At 59.8% G+C, this 22,597-nt stretch carries 22 protein-coding genes; 13 read left to right on the forward strand and 9 right to left on the reverse strand.

What is annotated here, in order from left to right; all coding sequences use genetic code 11:
• Positions 1-100 precede the first annotated feature (100 nt).
• Both mmuM and mmuP read right to left on the reverse strand, forming a co-directional pair.
• Positions 101-1,033 carry a homocysteine S-methyltransferase gene (gene mmuM, locus Electrica_RS19985; RefSeq protein ID WP_141965245.1) on the reverse strand — a complete coding sequence of 311 codons (933 nt, stop codon included), beginning with the start codon at positions 1,031-1,033 and terminating at the stop codon, positions 101-103.
• Entirely contained in the window at positions 1,020-2,426 is a 1,407-nt protein-coding gene (gene mmuP / locus Electrica_RS19990) for an S-methylmethionine permease (RefSeq protein WP_141965246.1), read from the reverse strand. The genes mmuM and mmuP overlap by 14 nt, the downstream gene beginning before the upstream one ends.
• A 500-nt stretch (positions 2,427-2,926) precedes the next feature.
• On the opposite strand from mmuP, the gene eat reads away from it, so the two are divergent.
• The 3 genes from eat to eutC are packed head-to-tail and all read left to right on the forward strand — an operon-like array spanning position 2,927 to position 6,480.
• Entirely contained in the window at positions 2,927-4,306 is a 1,380-nt protein-coding gene (gene eat / locus Electrica_RS19995; RefSeq protein WP_100686634.1) for an ethanolamine permease, read from the forward strand.
• Positions 4,307-4,315: 9 nt separating this feature from the next.
• The gene (locus tag Electrica_RS20000; protein ID WP_141965247.1) at positions 4,316-5,704 is read left to right on the forward strand and encodes an ethanolamine ammonia-lyase subunit EutB; all 1,389 of its coding nucleotides are present in this window, start codon (positions 4,316-4,318) and stop codon (positions 5,702-5,704) included.
• Positions 5,701-6,480, forward strand: a complete 780-nt coding sequence (gene eutC / locus Electrica_RS20005; RefSeq protein WP_100686636.1) for an ethanolamine ammonia-lyase subunit EutC — start codon at positions 5,701-5,703, stop codon at positions 6,478-6,480. Before Electrica_RS20000 ends, eutC begins: the two co-directional genes overlap by 4 nt.
• A 106-nt stretch (positions 6,481-6,586) precedes the next feature.
• Here eutC and Electrica_RS20010 read toward each other — a convergent pair whose 3' ends face one another.
• Positions 6,587-6,763 (reverse strand): hypothetical protein, encoded by a 177-nt coding sequence (locus Electrica_RS20010; protein ID WP_015585065.1) that lies wholly within the window; start codon positions 6,761-6,763, stop codon positions 6,587-6,589.
• A 336-nt stretch (positions 6,764-7,099) separates the two neighbouring features.
• Between Electrica_RS20010 and Electrica_RS20015 the strand changes: the two genes are divergently transcribed.
• From Electrica_RS20015 to phnE (Electrica_RS20050), 8 genes are all read left to right on the forward strand, one after another.
• The gene (locus tag Electrica_RS20015; protein WP_131049938.1) at positions 7,100-7,909 is read left to right on the forward strand and encodes an ABC transporter substrate-binding protein; all 810 of its coding nucleotides are present in this window, start codon (positions 7,100-7,102) and stop codon (positions 7,907-7,909) included.
• Between the two features lies 1 nt (position 7,910).
• On the forward strand, positions 7,911-8,729 hold the full coding sequence (locus Electrica_RS20020; RefSeq protein WP_141965248.1) for an amino acid ABC transporter ATP-binding protein: 819 nt from the start codon (positions 7,911-7,913) through the stop codon (positions 8,727-8,729).
• On the forward strand, positions 8,726-9,478 hold the full coding sequence (locus Electrica_RS20025) for an amino acid ABC transporter permease (protein WP_141965249.1): 753 nt from the start codon (positions 8,726-8,728) through the stop codon (positions 9,476-9,478). The genes Electrica_RS20020 and Electrica_RS20025 overlap by 4 nt, the downstream gene beginning before the upstream one ends.
• Positions 9,468-10,157, forward strand: coding sequence for an amino acid ABC transporter permease (locus tag Electrica_RS20030; RefSeq protein ID WP_141965250.1), 690 nt, complete (start codon positions 9,468-9,470; stop codon positions 10,155-10,157). Before Electrica_RS20025 ends, Electrica_RS20030 begins: the two co-directional genes overlap by 11 nt.
• A 176-nt stretch (positions 10,158-10,333) precedes the next feature.
• Positions 10,334-11,176: a phosphonate ABC transporter ATP-binding protein gene (gene phnC, locus Electrica_RS20035; RefSeq protein ID WP_100686545.1), complete on the forward strand. Its 843-nt coding sequence runs from the start codon at positions 10,334-10,336 to the stop codon at positions 11,174-11,176.
• Between the two features lie 23 nt (positions 11,177-11,199).
• Positions 11,200-12,141 (forward strand): phosphonate ABC transporter substrate-binding protein, encoded by a 942-nt coding sequence (gene phnD, locus Electrica_RS20040; protein WP_131049942.1) that lies wholly within the window; start codon positions 11,200-11,202, stop codon positions 12,139-12,141.
• Positions 12,142-12,204: 63 nt separating this feature from the next.
• Positions 12,205-13,077: a phosphonate ABC transporter, permease protein PhnE gene (gene phnE / locus Electrica_RS20045; protein ID WP_131049943.1), complete on the forward strand. Its 873-nt coding sequence runs from the start codon at positions 12,205-12,207 to the stop codon at positions 13,075-13,077.
• Positions 13,074-13,955 carry a phosphonate ABC transporter, permease protein PhnE gene (gene phnE / locus Electrica_RS20050; RefSeq protein WP_141965251.1) on the forward strand — a complete coding sequence of 294 codons (882 nt, stop codon included), beginning with the start codon at positions 13,074-13,076 and terminating at the stop codon, positions 13,953-13,955. The genes phnE (Electrica_RS20045) and phnE (Electrica_RS20050) overlap by 4 nt, the downstream gene beginning before the upstream one ends.
• 91 nt (positions 13,956-14,046) lie before the next feature.
• Here phnE (Electrica_RS20050) and Electrica_RS28490 read toward each other — a convergent pair whose 3' ends face one another.
• From Electrica_RS28490 to Electrica_RS20075, 5 genes are all read right to left on the reverse strand, one after another.
• Positions 14,047-14,199: a hypothetical protein gene (locus Electrica_RS28490; RefSeq protein ID WP_167686252.1), complete on the reverse strand. Its 153-nt coding sequence runs from the start codon at positions 14,197-14,199 to the stop codon at positions 14,047-14,049.
• A gap of 146 nt (positions 14,200-14,345) precedes the next feature.
• Positions 14,346-15,008: an HAD family hydrolase gene (locus tag Electrica_RS20055; RefSeq protein ID WP_142255926.1), complete on the reverse strand. Its 663-nt coding sequence runs from the start codon at positions 15,006-15,008 to the stop codon at positions 14,346-14,348.
• 307 nt (positions 15,009-15,315) lie between these two features.
• A complete protein-coding gene (locus tag Electrica_RS20065) occupies positions 15,316-17,103 on the reverse strand; it encodes an aryl-sulfate sulfotransferase (protein WP_141965252.1) in 1,788 nt (595 codons plus the stop codon).
• A 24-nt stretch (positions 17,104-17,127) separates the two neighbouring features.
• The gene (locus tag Electrica_RS20070) at positions 17,128-17,871 is read right to left on the reverse strand and encodes an ABC transporter ATP-binding protein (protein WP_131049945.1); all 744 of its coding nucleotides are present in this window, start codon (positions 17,869-17,871) and stop codon (positions 17,128-17,130) included.
• Positions 17,868-19,436 (reverse strand): ABC transporter permease, encoded by a 1,569-nt coding sequence (locus tag Electrica_RS20075; protein WP_131049946.1) that lies wholly within the window; start codon positions 19,434-19,436, stop codon positions 17,868-17,870. Before Electrica_RS20075 ends, Electrica_RS20070 begins: the two co-directional genes overlap by 4 nt.
• 220 nt (positions 19,437-19,656) lie before the next feature.
• Here Electrica_RS20075 and Electrica_RS20080 point away from each other — a divergent pair, with 220 nt between their 5' ends.
• The gene (locus tag Electrica_RS20080; RefSeq protein ID WP_141965253.1) at positions 19,657-20,721 is read left to right on the forward strand and encodes an ABC transporter substrate-binding protein; all 1,065 of its coding nucleotides are present in this window, start codon (positions 19,657-19,659) and stop codon (positions 20,719-20,721) included.
• Here the strand turns inward: Electrica_RS20080 and Electrica_RS20085 are convergent.
• Complete coding sequence (locus Electrica_RS20085) at positions 20,718-21,662, reverse strand: LysR family transcriptional regulator (RefSeq protein ID WP_131049948.1); 945 nt, start codon at positions 21,660-21,662, stop codon at positions 20,718-20,720. The genes Electrica_RS20080 and Electrica_RS20085 overlap by 4 nt on opposite strands.
• Positions 21,663-22,004: 342 nt before the next feature.
• On the opposite strand from Electrica_RS20085, the gene Electrica_RS20090 reads away from it, so the two are divergent.
• On the forward strand, positions 22,005-22,571 hold the full coding sequence (locus Electrica_RS20090; RefSeq protein ID WP_131049949.1) for a C40 family peptidase: 567 nt from the start codon (positions 22,005-22,007) through the stop codon (positions 22,569-22,571).
• The last annotated feature ends 26 nt before the right edge of the window (positions 22,572-22,597 follow it).

Consider the following 22,597-nt stretch of genomic DNA (forward strand, 5'->3'; position numbering starts at 1 on the left):
CTTACCCGGCCTACGGTTCGTGTACGTTGCAGGACGGGTGACGCGCCTGGGGGTTGGATACCTTGTAGGCCGGGTAAGCGCAGCGCCACCCGGCACAAACTCAGCGCTGCGCGTTCAATTCAGCGATATCCTTCGGCGTCGTGCGGCAACAGCCACCAATCAGCTTCGCGCCCGCAGCCTGCCATTGCGGCAAATAACCTGCCAGGGTGGCGCAGGCTTCACCGTGATGGTGCCAGGTCTTGGTCACCGGGTCATAATGCTCGCCGGAGTTGGGGTAAACCACCAGCGGCAGCGCCGTCAGGCTATGCAGATGCTCCAGCGCCGCGGTAGTGTTTTCCAGCGCGATACAGTTAATCCCCAGCGCCACCACCTGCGGGTAGTTTGCCAGCACGGCAACCACTTCCCGCAGCGGCGTGCCGTCGCTGAGATGCTGCGCATCGCGCAGGGTAAACGAGAACCACGCCCGCGCGCGAGGGTACACGGTCAGCAGCTCTGCCAGCGCCTTAATCTCGGCAACATTGGGCATAGTTTCACAGGCCAGCAGATCGGCGCCGGCGTCCAGCAGCGCTTCCACGCGCGGACGGTGGAACGCCTGAAACGCTTCGTGGCTACGGACATAATCGCCGCGATACTCCGAACCATCGGCAAGATACGCGCCGTACGGCCCGACCGAACCGGCAACCAGCAGCGCGCCCGCCTGCGGGTTTTCGGCAAGATACGCTTCCCGAGCCTTGCGCGCCAGTTCAACGCTCTTACCGATCAGCGCCTTCGACTGCGCTTCATCCAGCCCACGGGCGGCAAACCCCGCCGGGGTGGCCTGGTAGCTGGCAGTGATCGCCACCTGCGCACCGGCGCGGAAATAGTCGAGGTGGACCTCGCGGATAAGCTCCGGGTTGTCGACCAGCACTTTCGCCGACCACAGACTGTCGGCGAGATTGCAGCCGCGCGCTTCCAGCTCCGTCGCCATCGCGCCGTCCAGCAAGATAAAGGGCTGTGCGTCCAGGATGGCGGTTAACGGATTATTCTGCGACATGTTGAGGCTCCTGGGTCAATGTCCGTGAACGAGTCAGATAGTACGCACCATAACACAGGGCGACGAACGGGATCCCGCACCACAGCGCAATTCTCTGGCTGGGGTCAAAGGCGAGGCCAATGCAGGCCACCAGGCACAAAATAAAGCCCAGCACCGGCACCAGCGGATACCACGGCGCGCGATAGTGCAGTTCGCTCAGCGCTTTGCCCTGCTGGAGGTGGCGGCGACGGAACATAAAGTGCGCTGCGCAGATGCTCAGCCAGACCGCCACCACCGCAAAACCGGAAATCGCCGACAGCGCGACAAAGACCGTATCCGGCGCCACAACGCTGGAAAACAGCGCCAGTACACCGCCCAGCATACTGACCGACAGCGCGATCAGCGGCACGCCGTTCTTGTTCACTTTGGCAAAACAGGCCGGCAGCGTCTTTTCGTTCGACAGCGACCACAGCATCCGCCCGGACGCATACAGCCCGGAATTCGCCGCAGAGAGAATAGCTGTGAGAATCACAAAGTTAAAAATGTCTGCCGCATAGGGGATACCCACCTTTTCGAACACCAGCACAAACGGGCTTTTTTCCACCCCCGCCTGCTGCATCGGGATCAGCGCCGCCAGCACAAAAACGGTGCCGATAAAAAAGATAATCAGTCGCGCGATGGTCGTGCGGATAGCGACCGGGATGACCTGATGCGGGTTTTGCGTCTCGCCGGCGGCGATACCGATAATCTCGGTACCGGAGAAAGCGAAATTCACCGCCACCATGGTCATCAGAATCGGCAGCCCACCGTGAGGGAACCAGCCTTCGGCGGTAATGTTGTGCAGCCCCGGCGCCGGTGAGCCATCCTGCATCGGGATAAAGCCAAAGATGGCGGCACCGCCAAGAATGATAAAGGCAATAATGGTGACGACTTTCACCAGCGAAAACCAGAATTCGCCTTCGGCAAAGAAGCGTGTGGAGATGACGTTGAGGGCGAAAATCACCGCGCAGAACACCACGCACCAGACCCACACCGGCACCTGCGGAAACCAGTACTGCATGCAGAACCCGGCGGCGGTAAAGCTTGAACCGAGCGCCACGGTCCAGGTCAGCCAGTAGAGCCACGCCACGGTATAACCGGTCGCCGGACCGAGATAGCGTGCGGCATAGACGTGAAAAGCGCCGGTTTCCGGCATCGCCACCGACAGCTCGCCCAGGCACTGCATCACCAGCCAGACCACCAGCGCGCCGATCAGATAGGCCAGCAGCGTACCCGCCGCACCGGTCGTGGAGATAATATAGCCGGTATTAAAGAATAACCCTGTGCCAATGACGCCGCCCAGCGACAGCATGATCAGGTGGCGCGTCTTCATGGTGCGCTTAAGCTGCCCACCTTGTTGTTGTGTTGTTTGCATTTGACCTCATGGGCGTATAGACATCTAAACATCCAGATAAGACATTCCTTATACCGCGACCACTGCTAAATTGCAAAGCGGCCTGGCTCAATGGAGCAAAAAAAAACGCCGGCGCCGTGCTGCCCCCCTCACGCCACATTTGCGGGCAGCTGCACCACTGCGACTCTTTCGCCAGGTGTGGTCTGCCCTTTTTTTGATCGTCGTTTGCTTAAAGCACCGCGTTTATCCGTGGTATGACCTGGCACTCTCTTTGCAAGCCTCCACATAACTGAAATACCAGGCTCACCAGCCGTCATTATTTGCAGGCAGTTTGAGCATCGACAGCGAATAAATCCTCACGTACACGTAGTACGTGAGGATTTATTCGCTGCGCTCACCCTGCGGGCCGCCCTAAAGGGCGTTCAAAATACTCTCGTATTTTGTTGCGCACTGCCCAGGCCTAAACTGGCAAATAAAATAGCGTGGTGAGCCGGGTAACTTTATCTGGCGAGGCATCGACAATGACAGAGCAAACCACAACGCTAAAAAGAACGCTCGGCAGTTTCCGTTTATGGGGGATAGCCGTCGGGCTGGTGATTTCAGGTGAGTATTTTGGCTGGAGCTACGGCTGGTCGCAGGCCGGGACCCTGGGCTTTATGATTGTCGCGCTGGCGATTGCCGCCATGTACTGCGCCTTTATCTTTAGCTTTACCGAGCTGACCACCGCCATTCCGCACGCGGGCGGGCCATTCGCTTACGCCTACCGCGCATTCGGCCCCACCGGCGGCTTTATTGCCGGTTTCGCCACCCTGATTGAGTTTGTCTTTGCCCCTCCGGCGATTGCCATGGCGATCGGCGCCTATCTTAACGTCCAGTTCCCGGCGCTGGACCCCAAATGGGTCGCCTGCGGCGCCTACGTTATCTTTATGACGCTGAACATCCTCGGCGTCGGCATTGCCGCCACCTTCGAGCTGATCGTCACCCTGCTGGCGATTTTCGAGCTGCTGGTGTTTATGGGCGTGGTGGCGCCGGGCTTCTCATGGAGCCACTTTACCGCCAACGGCTGGGCCGGGGCAGAGAGTTTCAGCGGCCTGGCGCTGCCGGGGATGTTTGCCGCGATTCCCTTTGCTATCTGGTTCTTTCTGGCGATTGAAGGCGCATCGATGGCCGCGGAAGAGGCCAAAGACCCGCAGCGTACCATCCCGCGCGCGCTGGGCGGCGGTATTCTGACCCTCACCGTACTGGCCATCGGCGTGATGGTGTTTGCCGGGGGCGTCGGCGACTGGCGCACCCTGGCTAACATCAACGACCCGCTGCCGCAGGCAATGAAAATGGTGGTTGGCACCAGCAGCGGCTGGCTGCATATGCTGGTATGGCTGGGTCTGTTCGGTCTGGTGGCCTCGTTTCACGGCATTATCATGGGCTATTCCCGGCAGATCTACTCGCTGGCGCGGGCGGGCTATCTCCCTGCCCGTCTTGCCACCCTCAACCGCCGCACCCGCACGCCGTATCTGGCGATCCTCGCCGGCGGTGTGGTCGGTATCGCGGCCATTTTCTCCGACTCGCTGATCACCATCAGCGGGATGCCGCTGACCGCCTGTATCGTCACCATGTCGGTATTTGGCGCTATTGTTATGTATATCACCTCGATGGCGGCGCTGTTTAAGCTGCGCCGCAGCGAGCCGAATTTGATTCGTCCGTTCCGCGCGCCGCTCTACCCGTGGGCACCGGCCTTCGCCCTGGCGATGGCGGTACTCTGTCTGGTGGCGATGGTCTGGTATAACCCGCTGCTGGCGCTGATTTTCGCGGCGATGATGCTGGGAGGCTATCTATGGTTTCGCAAAACCGCATCCTCCCGCGAACGTGCGCCGGCGGATCCACAGCTGCGCATTGTCTCCTGAGGAGGCGACATGTATAAAACAACGCTATCAGGCCAGGTCTGGCGCTTTGATAGTCTGAAAACGCTGATGGCGAAAGCGTCGCCGGCGCGATCCGGCGATGCGCTGGCGGGCGTGATCGCCGGGAGCGCCGAGGAGCGCATGGCGGCGAAAATCGCGCTGGCGGATGTCCCGCTAAGCGAGATTCTGGCTAACCCGCCGATCCCGTATGAACAGGACGAAGTCACCCGGCTGATTATCGACACCCACGACAGCGGTGGCTTCGCCGCCATTCGCCACCTGACGGTCGGCGATTTTCGCGACTGGCTGCTGGATGACGCCATCGATACCGCCACCCTGCAGCAGGTCGCGCGGGCGATAACGCCGGAAATGGCGGCGGCAGTCAGCAAGCTGATGCGCAATCAGGATCTGATCCTCGCCGCCAGTAAGTGCCAGGTCATTACCCGTTTTCGCAATACGATAGGGTTGCCGGGCCACCTTAGCGTCCGCCTGCAGCCTAATCACCCGACGGATGATATGAAGGGCATTGCCGCCAGCATGCTTGACGGCCTGCTGTACGGCGCGGGCGATGCGGTGATCGGCATTAACCCGGCCAGCGACAGCCTGCCGGTGCTGGCGCAGCTCAACCATATGCTCGACGATATTATTCAGCGCTTCGCCATCCCTACCCAGTCCTGCATTCTGACCCACGTCACCAACACCCTGCAGCTGATTGAGCGCGGCGCGCCGGTCGATCTGGTGTTCCAGTCGGTGGCAGGCACGGAAGCGGCCAACAGCGGCTTTGGTATTAATCTGGCCTTATTGCAGGAGGCGCGCGAGGCGGCGCTGAGCCTTAATCGCGGCACACTGGGCAATAACGTGATGTATTTCGAAACCGGACAGGGAAGCGCCCTCTCCGCCAATGCGCATCACGGCGTCGATCAGCAGACCTGCGAAGCGCGCGCCTACGCCGTGGCTCGCCACTTCGACCCACTGCTGGTCAATACGGTGGTCGGTTTTATCGGCCCGGAATATCTCTACGACGGTAAGCAGATCATCCGCGCCGGTCTGGAGGATCACTTCTGCGGCAAGCTGATGGGGCTGCCGATCGGCTGCGACGTCTGCTACACCAACCACGCCGAAGCGGATCAGGATGATATGGATACGCTGCTGACTCTGCTGTGCACCGCCGGACTGACGTTCTTAATCGGCGTGCCGGGCGCGGACGATATCATGCTCAACTATCAGAGCACCTCGTTTCACGATGCGCTGTACGCCCGTCGCCTGCTCGGCCTGAAGCACGCCCCGGAGTTTGCCGCCTGGCTGGCGAAAATGCGCATTATCGACCCGGATGGCACCCTGCGTCTGACCGATGCCCGCCATCCGCTGCTGTCCGTCCTGCCGCAAGGAGAACCGGTATGAATCCCCCCGACGCCTGGAACCCGCTGCGTGAATTTACCGATGCGCGCATTGCGCTGGGGCGCAGCGGCGCCAGCCTGCCGACGCGCGAAGTGCTCAACTTTGGTCTGGCTCATGCCCGGGCGCGCGACGCCATCCACCGGCCGTTTGAAAGCGAGCAGCTGGAAGCGCCGCTGGCGGAACTGGGCCTCTCGACGCTCACGGTGCGCAGCGCCGCCAGCGATCGGCATATTTATCTTAACCGTCCCGATCTCGGGCGGCGGCTGGATGAGGCCAGCCGCGCCGATCTCGCCGCCAGCGGCGTGCGTCCGGCGGATCTGCTGCTGGTGATTGGCGACGGGCTCTCCTCATATGCCGTGCATCGTCAGGCCCTGCCGCTGATTCGCGCGCTGCTGCCCTATCTGCACACGCTGGGCATCAGCCTCGCGCCGGTGGTGCTTGCCCATCAGTCCCGGGTGGCGCTGGGGGATGATATTGGCGAAACGCTGAAGGCCAGAGCGGTGGCGATATTAATCGGCGAGCGGCCGGGGCTCTCTTCGCCGGACAGCCTTGGCGTCTATCTGACCTGGCAACCGCATCGTCAGCGGCTGGAGTCGGAGCGTAACTGTATTTCGAATATTCGCCCGGACGGGCTGAACTATGATGCCGCCGCCTTTAAGCTGGCGTGGCTGCTGGAGCAGGCTTTTTTACGTCGTCTGACCGGCGTGCGCCTTAAGGATGAGAGCGATAACCCGGCGCTGCATGGCAGGGTGAAACCGCTGGGGGTTCAACAAATTTAAAGCTGCTGGAGGCTGCGGCATGGCATCCCGCTCGCCGCAACCTCCAGCAGCCTCGCGCTACACAAAGCACACCTCGTTCCAGTAGGCTTCACGCGTCCTGCGTCGCTCAGTATGTTTTATCATGACGGAACCACCGTGTTTCAACATTGCCGATATCCACGCCGTAAAGGCTGGCGACCGGCAATATTGCCTCCATCATCCGTTGGGTATCCTGCTGCCCGGCTTCACCGTTAGATAAAAAAGCCAGCCAGCGCGTTAATCGTTGCCATAGTGCTACTTTCATTTCTCCTCCGTCGGGAAGCAATTTGCCTGAACGTATTTCAACCACAGAAGGCGCCTGGCTGGAAATATCAATTCCGGGTTTTCAATCCCGGAAGACGCATATCCCCCTCATTCCAGTCTGCCCCGGAGGTGGCTCTGCGCGCCTGTCCGGGCGACAAAGCCACAATATCGCGGCGAACCCGTAGCCCGGTCAGCGCAGCGCCACCGGGGAAATACCCACGCTATCTCTAAGTTCTTTTTTGATATAGATAAGAACTTTTTCTTCTTTGTCGGAGACGGTCGGTTTGTGGGAGCGTAACAGCCACAACATAAAAACAGGGATTCAGGGGAAATAATCATGCGCATTGCAAAAACAAAAATCGCGCTGGCGCTGGGGATTCTGGCGCTGACCGCCCAGGCTCAGGCAGACCAGCTGGCAGATATCAAAGCCGCTGGCGTGGTAAAAGTTGCCACCTTCGATGCGAACCCGCCGTTTGGTTCGGTCGACCCGAAAACTCACCAGTTGGTGGGCTATGACGTTGATTTCGCCCAGGCGCTGGCGAAATCGCTCGGCGTAAAACTGGAGCTGGTCGCTACTAACCCGGCGAACCGTATCCCGCTGCTGCAATCCGGTAAGGCCGACCTGATCGTCGCCGATATCACCATTACGCCGGAGCGTGCACAGGTTATTGATTTCTCTACACCATACTTCGTTACCGGCCAGCAGTTCCTCGTCCCGGTGAAATCGGCGGACAAGCTTGATGATTACAGCAAAGCGCGCATCGGCGCGGTAAAAGGCACCACCGGCGAACAGGCGCTGCATCAGCGCTTCCCGCAATCACGCGTGCTCTCTTATGACGATATCCCGCTGGCGCTGACCGCCCTGCGTAACGGTAACGTGCAGGCCATCACCCAGGACAGCACCATTCTCGCCGGCCTGCTGGCAGAGGCGCCGGACAAAGCCAACTTTAAAATCATCCCCGATTTGCTGAGCAAAGAAGAGATTGGCGTTGGCGTCAAGAAAGGCGAACCGGCGCTGCTGAAAGCAGTCAACGACGAACTGGTCAATCTGGAAAAATCGGGCCAGGCCGCCAAAATCTATGATGTCTGGTTTGGCCCTGCCACCAAAACTCCACAGCCGCGCGCGTTTACCATAGAAGCTAAATAATATGTTATCGGGTCTGTTTTCACGCTCCGCGGCTTCGTCCGCGGATTTTTCGCATTTGCAGCGCGCCAGTATAGAATTTCGCCAGGCGGCAAAACGCTACGGCGACCATCAGGTGCTCAACGGTATCAATCTACAGGTCGAACCCGGGGAAGTGGTCGCGATCCTCGGGCCGTCAGGATCGGGGAAATCAACGCTGATCCGCCTGGTCAATCAGCTCGAATCCCTTAGCGCAGGCGAGATTCTGATCGACGGCAAACCCACTCGCCACCTTACGGACAGCGCGCTGCGTCAGTTACGCAGCCGCGTGGGCTTTGTTTTCCAGCAGTTCAACCTCTATGCCCATCTGACGGCGCAGGAAAATATCACCCTGGCGCTGGAGCGCGTGCACGGCTGGGAAAAAACCGCCGCCCGCGAACGCGCGCTGGCGCTGCTGCAACAGGTCGGGCTGGAGGATAAAGCCCGCCAGATGCCGGCCCAGCTCTCCGGCGGCCAGCAGCAGCGCGTGGCCATTGCCCGCGCCCTCGCCTCGTCGCCGCAAATTATTCTCTTCGATGAACCCACCTCGGCGCTGGATCCGGAAATGATCGGCGAAGTGTTGCTGGTCATGAAGCAGCTGGCGCACAGCGGCATTACCATGGTGGTGGTGACGCATGAGATGCAGTTTGCCCGTGAAATTGCCGACCGGGTGGTGTTTATCGACGGTGGCGATATTCTCGAAGTGGCGCCGCCGGCGGACTTTTTCGCCCGGCCACAGCACGCCCGCACGCGGCGTTTTCTGCAAAAGGTGCTCAATCCGCTGCACCAGGAGAGTCTCGAGTGACCCCGGGTCTCGACTGGCACGGCGTACTGAGTGGGCAGCCGCTGCAGTGGATAATCTCCGGCTTTCTGACCACCGTGTGGGTCAGCCTCGCCGGGATGGTGCTGGCCACGCTCCTGGCGGTGCTGCTGCTGGCGCTGCGCTTAGGCAGCGGCCGCGCCGGACTCGGGCTGGTGGCCTGCTGGGTCTCGCTGTTTCGCAATACGCCGCTGCTGGTACAACTGCTGTTCTGGTATTTCGCCGCCTGGAACCTGCTGCCGCTGACGGCGCGAGATTTCATCAATGCCGACCACGCCTGGTCCATTCTGCCGGGTAACGTCTGGTGGCTGACCCCGGAGTTTCTCTGCTCGATGTGGGGGCTGGGGGTATTCACCTCGGCGTTTCTGGTCGAAGAGATCGCCTCCGGGCTGCGCGCCGTCAGCCACGGTCAGCGGGAAGCTGCCCTTGCGCAGGGTTTTACGCCGTGGGGCGAACTGCGTCATATTCTGCTGCCGCAGGGGCTGGCGAACGCCTGGCAACCGATTATCGGCCAGTATCTGAACCTGATGAAGCTCTCGTCGCTGGCCAGCGGCATCGGCTTTGCCGAACTGACCTACCAGGTGCGGCAAATCGAAAGCTATAACGCCCACGCGCTGGAAGCCTTCGCCGTCGGCACGGCGCTGTATCTGGCGCTTGGGGTGGTGATGGGGATGGCGCTGGCGCGTCTGGGTCCGGGCAACACGCAGCACAGGAGCGCACAGCATGAACGCTAATCTGGCGGTTATCGCCGATAACCTCGATTACCTGCTGTGGGGACGGCTGGCGGACGGCATTCCCGGCGGCGTGGCGTTGACGCTGATGATGGCGCTCGGCGCCGCGGCGCTGGCGCTTCCCCTCGGTATTCTGCTGGCAGGCGCCGCCTGGCGTTATGGCGGCCTGGTGCGCCGGCTGCTGTTCCTGTGGGCGGAGTTGATTCGCGGCATTCCGCTTATTTTCGTCATTTTTTGGCTCTGGTATCTGCTGCCGATGCTGACCGGGAGCGACCTGCCGGGGGCGGTGACCGTCACCCTGGCGCTGGCATGGTTTACCGCCGCCTCGGTGATGCACTCGGTGCTGGCGGGGCTGCAGTCATTGCCCGCCGGGCAATTTGAAGCGGCGCGAACCCAGGGATTTTCTGCCGGGCAAGCGCTGCGTGTGATCCTGCTGCCGCAGGCGCTGCGCAATGTTCAGCCCTCGCTGGTCGGGATTTTTATCAACCTGCTGAAAGACACCTCGCTGGCGTTTATTGTCAACGTGCCGGAGCTCACCACCGTCGCCGGCCAGGTCAATAACCGGGTACAAATCTACCCGCTGGCGATTTTTGTCTTCACCGGCGCGGTCTATTACCTGCTGTGCTGCGGCCTGAGCCTGCTGGCTAACCGTCGCTATCTCCGGCGCTACGCCCGCGCCTAAGACACGGCGGCGCATCCACCCCTGCGCCGCCGGTCTGGCCCTTCGTCCCAACGGATTGCGCGACATTGCTCGCGCAATAACCGCACCGTTCACCGTTTTTTCGTCTTACCGTCATATAACGATCACATAAAAAACCATTAATAGTGCCCAGTTTAATGACGAATCTGGACGCTCTTATGAATAGTTCTCTTGCCGCGGTAACCGAAACCGATTATCCGCATTTTGGTCAGCCGAATACCGACCGGCAGCGGAAAGTCTTAAGCGTGCGTAACCTGAATAAGTCTTACAGCGCGCAGCAAACCGTACTCGATAACATCAGTTTTGATCTGCATGCCGGCGAGCTGGTGGGCGTGATTGGCCGCTCCGGCGCCGGGAAGTCGACGCTGCTGCATGTGCTGAACGGCACCCACAGCGCCACCAGCGGTGAGATCCTCAGCTACCCGGAAGTGGGCACGCCGCACGATGTGGCGAAGCTAAAAGGCCGCGCGCTGAACGCCTGGCGTAGCGAGTGCGGCATGATTTTCCAGGACTTCTGCCTGGTGCCGCGTCTTGACGTGTTAACCAACGTCCTGCTGGGCCGGCTGAGCCAGACTTCCACGCTGAAATCCCTGTTTAAGATCTTCCCTGACGCCGACCGCGCGCGCGCCATCTCGCTGCTGGAGTGGATGAATATGCTGCCCCATGCCCTGCAGCGGGCAGAAAACCTCTCCGGCGGGCAGATGCAGCGCGTGGCGATTTGTCGCGCGCTGATGCAGAACCCCGGTATTTTGCTGGCCGATGAGCCTGTCGCCTCTCTCGATCCGAAAAACACCCAGCGCATCATGAACGTACTGCGCGAAATCAGTGAACAGGGCATCAGCGTGATGGTGAACCTGCACTCGGTGGAACTGGTGAAAGAGTATTGCACGCGGGTGATTGGCGTAGCGAAGGGCAACATTATTTTTGACGACCATCCCTTACGGCTGACTCAGGATATTCTGCATCGGCTGTACGGGGATGAAATTAGCCAATTGCATTAATTTCCACTCACACGGACAATATAATGAAACAATACATCACTGGTGCAGTTCGTATATCCGCCGCGGTCGCGGGAATGATGATGGCATGGCAGGCTGGCGCTGCGGAACAGCCAAAAGAATTAAACCTGGGGATCCTGGGGGGTCAGAACGCCACCCAGCAAATTGGTGATAACCAGTGTGTAAAACAGTTTCTCGACAAAGAGCTGAACGTCGATACCAAATTACGCAACTCCTCTGACTATTCCGGCGTTATTCAGGGTCTGCTGGGCGGTAAAGTGGACGTCGTGTTGAGTATGTCGCCTTCGTCTTACGCTTCGGTTTATATCAATAACCCGAAAGCGGTCGATATTGTTGGTATCGCCGTGGATGATAAAGATCAGTCCCGTGGCTACCACTCGGTGGTCATTGTCAAAGCCGACAGCCCGTATAAGAAGTTAGAAGATCTGAAAGGTAAAGCATTCGGCTTTGCCGACCCGGACTCCACTTCCGGCTATTTGATCCCGAACCACGCCTTCAAACAGAAATTCGGCGGCACTTCGGATAACAAATACAACAACTTCTTCTCCAGCGTCACCTTCTCCGGCGGCCACGAGCAGGACATCCTGGGCGTGCTGAACGGCCAGTTCGCGGGTGCGGTCACCTGGACCTCGATGGTCGGCGACTACAACAGCGGCTACAGCGTTGGTGCTTTCAACCGTCTGATTCGTATGGATCATCCTGATCTGATGAAACAGATCCGTATCATCTGGCAATCGCCGCTGATCCCTAACGGCCCGATCCTGGTCAGCAACGCGCTGCCGGCTGACTTTAAAGCCAAAGTCATCACCGCTATCAAAAAGCTGGATACCGACAACCACGCCTGCTTTGTGAAAGCGATGGGCGGTACTCAGCATATCGGTCCGGGCAGCGTGGCCGACTTCCAGCAGATTATCGATATGAAACGCGAGCTGGTAAGCGCCCGTTAATCTCGCCCCAACGCCGCCTCCGTGGCAGTCCGCGTGAGGCGGCGGCATCCTGAAGACCCGCGTATGAATATATCGAACACCGAATTTGAACGTTATTACCAGCAGATACGGGCGCGACAAAAGCGCGATACCTTTAGCTGGTCGGTGCTCCTGCTGGTGCTGTATTTCGCCGCCGGCAGCGCCGCTGAATTTAATCTCTTCACCATCTGGCACTCTCTGCCGAATTTTCTCGATTATATGTTTGAGACGCTGCCGACGCTCCACGTCAGCACGCTGTTCGCCGATGTCCACACCAAAGGCTCGCTGGCCTACTGGGGCTATCGTCTGCCGATTCAGCTGCCGCTTATCTGGGAAACATTACAACTGGCGCTGGCGTCCACGCTGATTGCGGTGGTCATTGCCACCCTGCTGGCGTTCCTCGCCGCCAATAACGCCTGGTCGCCGCCGCCGCTGCGTTTCGCCATCCGCGTTCTGGTGGCGTTTTTACGCACTATGCCGGAGCTGGCGTGGGCGGTGATTTTCGTGATGGCCTTCGGCATCGGCGCCATTCCCGGGTTTCTGGCCCTGATGCTGCACACCATCGGCAGCCTGACTAAGCTGTTTTACGAAGCGGTGGAAAGCGCACAGGACAAACCGGTACGCGGCCTGATGGCCTGCGGGGCTTCGCCTGTCCAGCGCATTCGCTTCGCGCTGTGGCCGCAGGTCAAACCGATTTTTCTCTCCTACGGCTTTATGCGTCTGGAGATTAACTTTCGCTCGTCAACCATTCTTGGGCTGGTGGGCGCCGGCGGGATCGGTCAGGAGCTGATGACCAACATCAAGCTGGATCGTTACGATCAGGTCAGCATCACGCTGCTGCTGATCATCATCGTGGTGTCGCTGCTGGATATGCTGTCCGGTCGCCTGCGACAGTGGGTTCTTGAGGGTAAAAAATGAGTCAATGGCAGAGCCAACCGGATGTCGCCGCCAGCCGTCGGCAGCATCGGCAACTGTATCAAGCCCAGGGGCGCTATTTGCGCTTCGTCGGTCTGCTGACGCTGGCGGGCCTGCTTTACTACGTCTGGTTTTTTACCCAGTTTGGCATCAGCGGCGAGCAGCTCACTACCGGTCTGCAGCAAATCGGCCGTTATCTGCTGCGGATGTTCGTCTGGCACGACTTTTTCAACTGGCCGTTTGCCTACTATTTCACGCAGATCGGCATCACTCTGGCGATTGTCTTCGTCGGGACCCTGACCGCGACGGTGATTGCGCTGCTGCTCTCTTTCCTCGCGGCGCGTAATATTATGCGCGGGTTGATTCCCGGATTTATCGCTCTGCTGATGCGCCGCCTGTTTGACGTGCTGCGCGGCATTGATATGGCTATCTGGGGGCTGATTTTCGTCCGCGCCGTGGGCCTCGGGCCGCTGGCCGGGGTGCTGGCGATTATTATGCAGGATACCGGGTTGCTCGGGCGGCTGTATGCGGAAGGGCATGAGGCGGTTGACCGCTCGCCGGGACGCGGGCTGACCGCGGTGGGCGCGAATGGCCTGCAGAAACACCGCTTCGGCATTTTTACCCAGTCTTTCCCGACGTTTCTGGCGCTGAGCCTGTATCAGATTGAGTCGAATACCCGTTCCGCCGCGGTGTTAGGCTTTGTCGGCGCCGGCGGTATCGGCCTGATTTATGCGGAAAACATGCGGCTGTGGAACTGGGACGTGGTGATGTTTATTACCCTGCTGCTGGTGGTCGTGGTCATGGCGATGGATACGCTCTCGGCGTGGTTACGCCGCCGCTATATTGGCGGTAGCGTGGTGCCGCTATTTAAAGCCGATTAGCTTTTCCCGGATCGCGCTGCGCTTATCCGGGCTACAGGTTCATGCTGTTTGGTAGCCCGGACAGGTGCGCAGCACCGCCTCCGGGAAGGCATCAATACGCCAGATTATCGTGCCCACGCCAGCGGTAGTTAACCACCGCAGCACCCGGCCCGTAGCCCGGACAGGTGCGTAGCACCGCCTCCGGGAAGGCATCAACACGCCAGATTATCGTGCCCGCGCCAGCGGTAGTTAACCACCGCAGCACCCGGCCCGTAGCCCGGACAGGTGCGTAGCACCGCCTCCGGGAAGTCATCAACACGCCAGATTATCGTGCCCGCGCCAGCGGTAGTTAACCACCGCAGCACCCGGCCCGTAGCCCGGACAGGTGCGTAGCACCGCCTCCGGGGAAAATCACAGCCGCCACTCCAGCACTGGCCAGTTGTGGCTGGCATTCGCCGCCGCCAGCTGCGGGCACGGGTTAACCAGCCGGACATGGTCGGCATGCAGACACAGCGGCAAGTCGTTTATCGAATCGGTATAGAAGGTCACCTCACCAGAATACGCGGGATGCGCCTGTCGCCACTGCGCCAGACGCACGACTTTCCCCTGCTGATAGCTTGGCGTCCCGGCAATCACCCCGCTATAACAGCCATCGGCCATCTCCACATCGATACCTAACGCCTCCTCAATCCCCAGCTCCGCCGCTACCGCTTGCACCAGCAGGCTGACCGACGCCGAGATAACCAACATCTGTTCGCCTCCCGCCTGGAGAGTACGAATGAGGTCCCACGCCTGCGGATAAACGCGCGGCACAATCTCTTCGCGCACGCAGCGCGCGAGCAGAGAGTCCACTTCCGGCTTCGGCACGCCGATCAGCGGAGCCTGAATCAGGGCCACGTAGTCGGCGATATTCATTTCACCGCGATCGTAATCGTCCATCAGCGTCGCTTCCCGCGCCAGATACGCCGGATCGCTCACCCACCCTTCGCGCACCAGGAACCGGCTCCATACCGTGCTGCTGTCGCCCTTAATCAAGGTATTATCCAGATCGAAAATCGTCAGATTTTTGGCCATCATTATTTTCCCTAATCAGCAAAATTGGCTCGCCAGAGCATGCTTAAGCAAGATGACAGGAGAATGACTCGCCTGCGCACCGGACAAAGGGTAGCAAAAAGAGAGGGAAAACGGGCAGATTAGCGGCGATATACCGTGAAACATGGCAACATATCGCCGCACGGTTATCCCAGAGGCTTAGCGCCAACAGTACCGCCAGCGACAACAGCGGGTAACTCCGCGCATGCCAGCGATCCGGCAGAGGCGTCAGCCAACGGGCAGCCAGTACATCGCACCGGATGCGGCTCACTGCCCTTTCCAGACCGGATTACAGCGCCGCGCTCTGTAGCCAGTCCAGCAGGCTTTCCACGGAAAGATCCGCCGGGGCCCGCGCCGTCGGTTGACCCGATTTCACCACCAGCAGCGCAGGTAAACCACGGACCCCCAGCGCTGTCGCCAGTTCCTGGTGGCGATCGGCATCCAGATAGCGCGTCTCCAGCGTCGCCAGGTGACTGGCGACGCTCGTCTGACGCAGCAGTTGCCACAGCTTACGGCAGTGCACGCAACGTTCGGCGCCGACGAACAGCAGCAGTGTAGACGCGCTATGTAATTCGCTTTCCGCGCTCAGCGGGGTGAACCGGCTCTCCGCCACGCGGAACAGTTTCGGGCTGCGACGCAGAGTATCGTTATCGGTCGCCACGCACAGCGCATCGGCGCTTTTACTGTAGGGTTGCACGCCGGCAACGCGCACCACGCTCTGCGCCGGGCCTGCCGCGGCGGCGCCGGGCTGGCGCAACGTGCGCACGTCAACCGCCGCAATCGGGACTTCGGACGGCTGCGTCAGCTGCGGGATCCAGGCATACGGAATACGGTAGGCGCGGTAAACCATATTGTTATTCAACGTCTTGCCCCAGAATGGCGAAATATACTCCCAGACAATTTCATGGTCGCGGGTCACTTCAAAAATGCGGCCGTTGGAACCTTCGTTGATGAGGGTATTGCCGTTTTCCAGGCGCTGCATATTGCTGATATACGGGCTATAGAACCGATATGAGTCGGTTGGCTGCGGTAGATCCGCCTCATACGGCGAGTAGCGCCATTCGATATCGAGCGTCAGCGGGTTGATCTCAAGGATCCGCGAATAGTCGCGCCAGGCATTTTTCACCCCGTCCGCCGATGCCGGATTGGGGGCGCCGTACCCGGCCCAGCCGCCGTTATCGAAGATCAGAATATTGCCCGCCCCCGGTAATCCCTGGGGGATCATATGCGCATGGTGTTGGCCGATAATCCAGCCCAGATGCTTCAGCTGCGGTGTGCTGTAGTCCGGGCCAAGCTGCCAGACGATCTTGCCGCTCTGTTTATCGATAATGGCGATAATGTTAGATTCACGCGCGTCCCAGATAATGTTGTCAGGATGAAAACGCGAATCGCCGGCGTCATACCATTTGTTCGGCCCCAGCGCCGACATGGAGTTGATGTGCATCCAGTCACCCATCCCGCCGCCGCTGGCGCGCATGTTGGGGTTATTGTGCAGCGCCGCGCGCGCCGCATCGTCAAAACCCAGCTCGTGAAAATGATCGCTGCAGCGCCATTCCCACACCACATTGCCCTGCCAGTCGACTTCAATGATGGTGTCATCGAGCAGCAGCTTGTCGGAAATCGCTTCGTTCACCAGGTTGGTGTGGGCCAGAATTAAGGTGTTACCGCCGTCAACCTGCGGCTCCAGCCCCGGCGCGTAATAGCCCACCGGATTCCCGGCGCGCTGATAATCATGGTGCGCGCGCGCCATCCAGCGCGGCGCATGACCCGGGTCGCTCACCTGTTCATAGCGGTCAAATTTCCAGGTGATATTGCCTTCCCAGTCCACCTGAATCAGGTCGAGCATATCCTGCATGCCGTAGCGGGGATCACGTTCGCCGCTGTGGCCCAGAATCGTCCCGCCGGGCAGGATCTTGTTCGGAAAACCGTGCAGCTCGGGCCATTCGCGGACTACGTTGCCATTCATATCGACCAGAATCGCCCCGCGTTCGGTGGCCTGAAAAACGGTATAGCCGCTCCATGCGCGCTGCGGATCGTAAAGCGTAGCGCCGGTCGGGTAGACGGAAGGATGTCCCATATTGTCACTCCTTAAATAGTCAAATCAGGCACAAGTAATCAAGGTACGAATCTGGCGGCAGGCGGCGGAAAACGACTCATCATCGCGCTGTCGCGGGTGGGGGAGCGCCAGCGTCACCACCTCACGTATCCGTCCAGGACGAGGAGACAACACCACTACTCTGTCGGCCAGCGCCACCGCCTCTTCCACATCGTGGGTCACCAGCAGCGTGGTGGTCCCCGTGCTGCGATGAATATGCAGCAGTTCCTGCTGCAGGGTATGGCGCGTCAGGGCATCCAGCGCGCCGAAAGGCTCATCAAGCATCAGAATTTGCGGCCGGGCGATCAGTCCACGGGCAATCGCCACCCGCTGGGCCATCCCGCCGGAAAGCCGGGCGGGCAGCGTATGGGCGAACTCCTGTAGCTGTACGCGCTCCAGCATCGCCAGCGCGCGCTGGCGCTTCATCCCGCGACTCAGCTTTTCATCCGCGAGGCCCAGCATCACGTTGTCGATCACCGTCAGCCATGGAAACAGCCGCGGCTCCTGAAAGACGATGCCGCGCTCTTTGCCCACGCCGCGTACCGGCTCGCCGTTGATGCGAATTTCCCCCTGCGTCACCGGCTCAAGGCCAATCAACATCCGCAGCAGCGTAGATTTGCCGCAGCCGCTGCTGCCAACCAGCACCACCAACTCGCCGGCGGCGATATCGAGGCTGAAGTTTTGGAGTGCCGTCACCTGTTGCCAGGATTTACGCACGTGGCGAAAAGAGACCAGGGTCGAGACAGTCATCGTTGCTCCTGTTGGCGCCAGCGGGTGACGCGAGATTCCAGTAAACGTCCGGCTTTATCCAGCACCGCGCCGGTGATACCAATCAGCACCATGCCGCAGAGAATGGTCGGCATATCCAGCAACTGCTGGGCATTGATCATCAGACTGCCGATACCGGTCCCGGAGGACATGAAATATTCCGCGCCGATGTTGCCCAGCCACGCATAAATCAACGCCAGGCGCAGACCGGCAAATATACCCGGCGCCGCCCCCGGTAAAATCAGCGCCCGCAGGCGAGTCAGCGGGCCAAAACTCAGCACCTTCGCCACTTCATCGAGCTGCGGATCGCGCTGGCTGACGGCCTGCAAGGTGCTGAAAAACATCGGGAAGAAAGAAGCCAGGGCGATAAACACGATTTTGCCGCCGTTATCATTACCCACCCACGCCGTCAGCAGCGGCAGCCAGGCAAAAAGCGCGATATGGCGCAGAATGTTCAGCGTCGGAGTCAATATCTGCCCGGCGCGTGGACGCAGGGCCAGCAGCAAACCGCACAGCAGCCCGATAGCAATCCCCAGCGTACCGCCGGCAAAGGCCCGCCCCAGACTGGCCAGCATCGCGGCGGGCAGTTCCCCGCTGACCGCTCCGGCCATAAAGCGCTGCGCCACCGCCAGCGGCGAAGAGAACAATGTGCCGTCGATCCAGCCCCGATGGCTGGCCAACTGCCACAGCACCAGCAGGATCAGCGGCAACTGGCATGCATGCCAGCTGGCCTGCGGCTTCCAGGCCAGCCGCCCGGCAGCGGCCTGCGGCCAGAAGACCAGCCGGGCATAGACCCGGTTGGCCGCCCACTCCATCAACAACCCACTTAGCCCCACCACCGCGATGGTGACGAAGACGATATCCAGCTGAAACAGCTGGCGACCCCAGACCATCAGGTAGCCGATCCCTTCCGACGAGGCCAGCAGCTCGACAACGATCAGCGACACCCAGGCCTGAGATAACGCCAGCCGCAGGCCGGTAAACCAGCCCGGCAGGCTCGCGGGGATAACCAGCCAGCGCAGTCGCTGCCAGCGGGAAAAATTCATCACCTGCGCTGCTTCCCCCAGCGCTGGCGAGACGCTGGTGACCGCCATCTGGGTATTGATGGTCATCGGGACAAGAGTGGTTTTGACAATAACCGCCAGCTTCAGGCCGTTATCGATGCCAAACAACACCATAAACAGCGGGATCCAGCCCAGGGTGGGGATCTGCGCCAGGGCATAAAATAGCGGCTCTATCCGCTGGGCCGCGGCCGGTACGAGACCAAACACCGCCCCCAGCAGAGTACCCGCCGCCACACCCAGCAGCAGCCCGACGGCCAGGTGCTGAAGGCTAACCCCCCATTGCGCCAGCAGATCGCCGCTGAGGAGCGACAGCGCGGTCTCGGCGACGACCGCCGGGGCGGGCAGAATTTGCTCCGGCATCCAGCGCTCTGCGGCGGCGATGTGCCACAGCAGCGCGATCAGCGCCGGCAGCAGCAGGGGCCAGCCGTTTAGCCTGATGGCGGGCCAGGTGAACCGGCGTGTTTTCAAGATCATCTGCGACATAGCGGTCCGTTTTGAGTGAAATCATCACCCTATAAAACCGTCCTCATCGTCTGCCGTCATTGCGTTTGTTGAATAATCCCGATGCAACAAATGCATCTCAGCCTGGTGGGCAGGTAGGCTCTGATTTAGCTTATTTTTGCCTTTGCTCTGCGAATAAAAGCATTTAACAGCACGCGGTGAGCCTCTTTAGGGTGAGAAAAAACTCAGGGAGACACGACCAATGATGAAAGCTATTTTTACCCGCACGGCGCTGGCGCTGGTCGCCGTGGTTACGCTACTGGCCAGCGCGCAGGCCGAGAGCCTGCGCACCATTCGCATTGGCGTGCCGGATCAAAGCGCCGGCAGCAAACCGTTTATTGCAGGGCCGGTCGGGATGGCCTTTATCCGTCATCAGCTGGAGGCCGTGTTTAAACCGCAGGGTGTCGAGGTACAGTGGCAGTTTTTTAAGGGTGCCGGTCCGGCGGTGAATGAAGCGCTGGCCAACCGCCAGCTCGATTTTGTCTATCTCGGCGATCTGGCGGCAATTATCGGCAAAGCCAACGGCCTGCCAACCCGCCTGCTGCTGGGCAGCCGCGGCTCGGAATCGTATCTTGCGGTCACCAGAGCATCGGGAATTAAACAGCTGGCGGACCTGAAAGGGAAACGCGTGGCGGTCTATCGCGGTACCGCAGACCAGCTGGCCTTCGATCGCGCCTTGCAAACCGCCGGGCTTAGCGAACGCAATATGCAGGTCATTAATCTGGACTGGAGTGCCGGGAAAGCCGCGCTGGCCGCCGGTCGCGTTGATGCGGTATGGGGCGGCGTCTCACTGCTGGCGCTGCGCGGCGATAAGATTGACGTAGTGGTAAAAAGCGGTGATTCAGGTCGACAAAACACGACCCAGGCGGGTTTTCTCGCAACCCAGGACTTTATTCAGACCTGGCCGCAGGCCACCCAGCAAATTATCGACGTGCTGGTGAAAAACGCGGCGGAAATCAGCGACCCGGCGAATCGCAAGCTCTGGTCGGCAGAGATGGCGCAGCAGAGTCAAATCCCACAGGCGCTGTTCCTTGAGGAGCTGCAGCCACAGGATCTCAACTTCCGCACTTCGCCGCGCATCGACCCCTTCCTGACCGACAGCTTCGGCGGTAGCATTGAGCAGGCCAAAGCGGGCCGCCTTATCCGCAACGCCTTTGCGGTGACGTCGTGGGCAGACGGGCAGTTTGTCGAACGGGCGCTAAAGACCCTGCAGTTGGAAAACCACTGGCCGCAGTACGATAGCAAAGGCCAGGCGAACGCTGGCTAAGCCCCCTCCTCCTGCGCCAGCTGCGGGAGCTGCAGCTGGCGGTCGGTATGCAGGATAATATCGATAAACCTGGCGACCAGCGGCGAAAGCGCGGCATGAACCGGGGAGATCACCGCAAAGCGGGTCTGCATCAGCCGCCACTCTTCCGGAAGGTTGCTGAGCTCCAGTTTCACCAGACGATGGCTGTGCTGGCACAGAGCGAAGCCATCTTCGCTGGCAAAGCTTATCGCCCGAGTGTGCGCCAGCGTCGACAGCAAGGCGTAGACGTGATCGCACTGAATCGCTGGGGTGAAATCCTGCTGCTGGCTGAGGGTCGCCAACACTTTTCGCACTCCCGGAGGCAGATACGGCGCGGCAAAGGGGTAGCGCAGCATCTCCTCAATGGCAACCGGCCCCTTTTGAGCCAGGGGGTGGTCGGCATGGCAGATGAAGAAACAGCGCTGCGGACTGAGAGGCTGTACCCGCAGCTGCGGATCCAGTTCCGCATGCCAGCTGTCGGCCACCACGAAGGGAAACTGCTGGGTCGTCAGCGCGTGATGCAGGGCAAACCAGTTATCGACCTGAAAACGTACCCTCGCCTGCGGTCGACGGCGATGAAACTCGCCGATGGCTGCCGGGATCAGGCGCGTCGCGGGCGCCGGGCCGCAACCGAACGCCACTTCGCCGTTTTCGCTATCGTCCGTTTCCCCAAGCAGGCTGCTCAGCTCAATGTTTAGTTCCTGGAAACGGCGGGCGTAGGGCAGCAGCTTTTGCCCGTGTCGCGTCAGCGTCGGCAGCTTATTCTGCCGGTCGAATAAGGGATGGCCGACGCTCTGCTCCAGCGACTGAATACTGCGGCTGAAGGCCGATTGCGACAGGCATACCGCCTCGGCGGCGCGGTGAAAACTACCGTATTCAACCAAAGCGACAAAATTGCGCAGCTGGCGAAAATCAAGATGCATAAGCTTGCCTCACAGGAACCTTGAGCGGACAAAGTACTGGACGCCGCCCCCGGCGCGCAATGGCCGGATGATGAGGATCTTTCACCTTCTGCGCAGAGAATATGGTCATTAACATCAGATGCGTCTTATTTATGCGATCGTGAAATAGTGTTTCATAGTGAAAAAATTTATTAACAAACACCCCCACTTTTTTCTCTTATATTTAACTGCGCAAATGAAGAGTGTGAAGTAACAGATTTACTCTACGTAAGGTTTCGTAAATTTTTTAGTGAACCATTCTGCCAATATGGCGGATACGCTATAAATACCCACGGCCCATTCTCCTTTACGAAAAATAACGATATGACGCCTAAACTTGCTCACGCTTTATTATTGATGCCGTTTTTGATTCTGGCAGGATGCTCATCTTCATCTAAACATCCGTCAAAAACCGCCGCCGGAGATCAATATGCGCCGATCGATAGCGGATCTGACGATTTGATTCCTGTGGTTGCCGCCCTTCACGATCAAATGCACACCTGGCACGGCACCCCCTATGAATGGGGCGGGACCGAGCAAAGCGGCGTCGACTGTTCCGGCTTCGTCTGGCGAACGCTCAAGGACCGCTTCAATTTGCCCATGGATCGCGTAACGACGGGCGATCTCCTGCATATGGGCATTCGCGTCAGCAGGCAGCAGCTCCGTCCGGGGGACCTGGTCTTCTTCCGGATTCATGGCGGGATGCACGTAGGTTTCTATGACACCGAGCACAGCTTCCTGCACGCCTCCAGCAGCCAGGGCGTTATGCGTTCTTCGCTGGACAACCCTTACTGGGATTCGGTGTTCTACCAGGCGCGTCGCCTGCCGAAAGAATATAACGCGCAGATCACCATGAATAATGACAACCTGCACGTCGCTAAAAATCACTGATTGCACATAAAAAAGCCGCGGCGCCA

It is taken from the genome of Klebsiella electrica (assembly GCF_006711645.1).
Classification (GTDB): Bacteria; Pseudomonadota; Gammaproteobacteria; order Enterobacterales; family Enterobacteriaceae; genus Klebsiella; species Klebsiella electrica.

Coding starts and splice junctions, on each gene's coding strand:
- mmuM (WP_141965245.1), bottom strand. CDS start 1,033: ATGTCGCAGAATAATCCGTTAACCGCCATCCTGGACGCACAGCCCTTT.
- mmuP (WP_141965246.1), bottom strand. CDS start 2,426: ATGCAAACAACACAACAACAAGGTGGGCAGCTTAAGCGCACCATGAAG.
- eat (WP_100686634.1), top strand. CDS start 2,927: ATGACAGAGCAAACCACAACGCTAAAAAGAACGCTCGGCAGTTTCCGT.
- Electrica_RS20000 (WP_141965247.1), top strand. CDS start 4,316: ATGTATAAAACAACGCTATCAGGCCAGGTCTGGCGCTTTGATAGTCTG.
- eutC (WP_100686636.1), top strand. CDS start 5,701: ATGAATCCCCCCGACGCCTGGAACCCGCTGCGTGAATTTACCGATGCG.
- Electrica_RS20010 (WP_015585065.1), bottom strand. CDS start 6,763: ATGAAAGTAGCACTATGGCAACGATTAACGCGCTGGCTGGCTTTTTTA.
- Electrica_RS20015 (WP_131049938.1), top strand. CDS start 7,100: ATGCGCATTGCAAAAACAAAAATCGCGCTGGCGCTGGGGATTCTGGCG.
- Electrica_RS20020 (WP_141965248.1), top strand. CDS start 7,911: ATGTTATCGGGTCTGTTTTCACGCTCCGCGGCTTCGTCCGCGGATTTT.
- Electrica_RS20030 (WP_141965250.1), top strand. CDS start 9,468: ATGAACGCTAATCTGGCGGTTATCGCCGATAACCTCGATTACCTGCTG.
- phnC (WP_100686545.1), top strand. CDS start 10,334: ATGAATAGTTCTCTTGCCGCGGTAACCGAAACCGATTATCCGCATTTT.
- phnD (WP_131049942.1), top strand. CDS start 11,200: ATGAAACAATACATCACTGGTGCAGTTCGTATATCCGCCGCGGTCGCG.
- phnE (WP_131049943.1), top strand. CDS start 12,205: ATGAATATATCGAACACCGAATTTGAACGTTATTACCAGCAGATACGG.
- phnE (WP_141965251.1), top strand. CDS start 13,074: ATGAGTCAATGGCAGAGCCAACCGGATGTCGCCGCCAGCCGTCGGCAG.
- Electrica_RS20055 (WP_142255926.1), bottom strand. CDS start 15,008: ATGGCCAAAAATCTGACGATTTTCGATCTGGATAATACCTTGATTAAG.
- Electrica_RS20065 (WP_141965252.1), bottom strand. CDS start 17,103: ATGGGACATCCTTCCGTCTACCCGACCGGCGCTACGCTTTACGATCCG.
- Electrica_RS20070 (WP_131049945.1), bottom strand. CDS start 17,871: ATGACTGTCTCGACCCTGGTCTCTTTTCGCCACGTGCGTAAATCCTGG.
- Electrica_RS20075 (WP_131049946.1), bottom strand. CDS start 19,436: ATGTCGCAGATGATCTTGAAAACACGCCGGTTCACCTGGCCCGCCATC.
- Electrica_RS20080 (WP_141965253.1), top strand. CDS start 19,657: ATGATGAAAGCTATTTTTACCCGCACGGCGCTGGCGCTGGTCGCCGTG.
- Electrica_RS20085 (WP_131049948.1), bottom strand. CDS start 21,662: ATGCATCTTGATTTTCGCCAGCTGCGCAATTTTGTCGCTTTGGTTGAA.
- Electrica_RS20090 (WP_131049949.1), top strand. CDS start 22,005: ATGACGCCTAAACTTGCTCACGCTTTATTATTGATGCCGTTTTTGATT.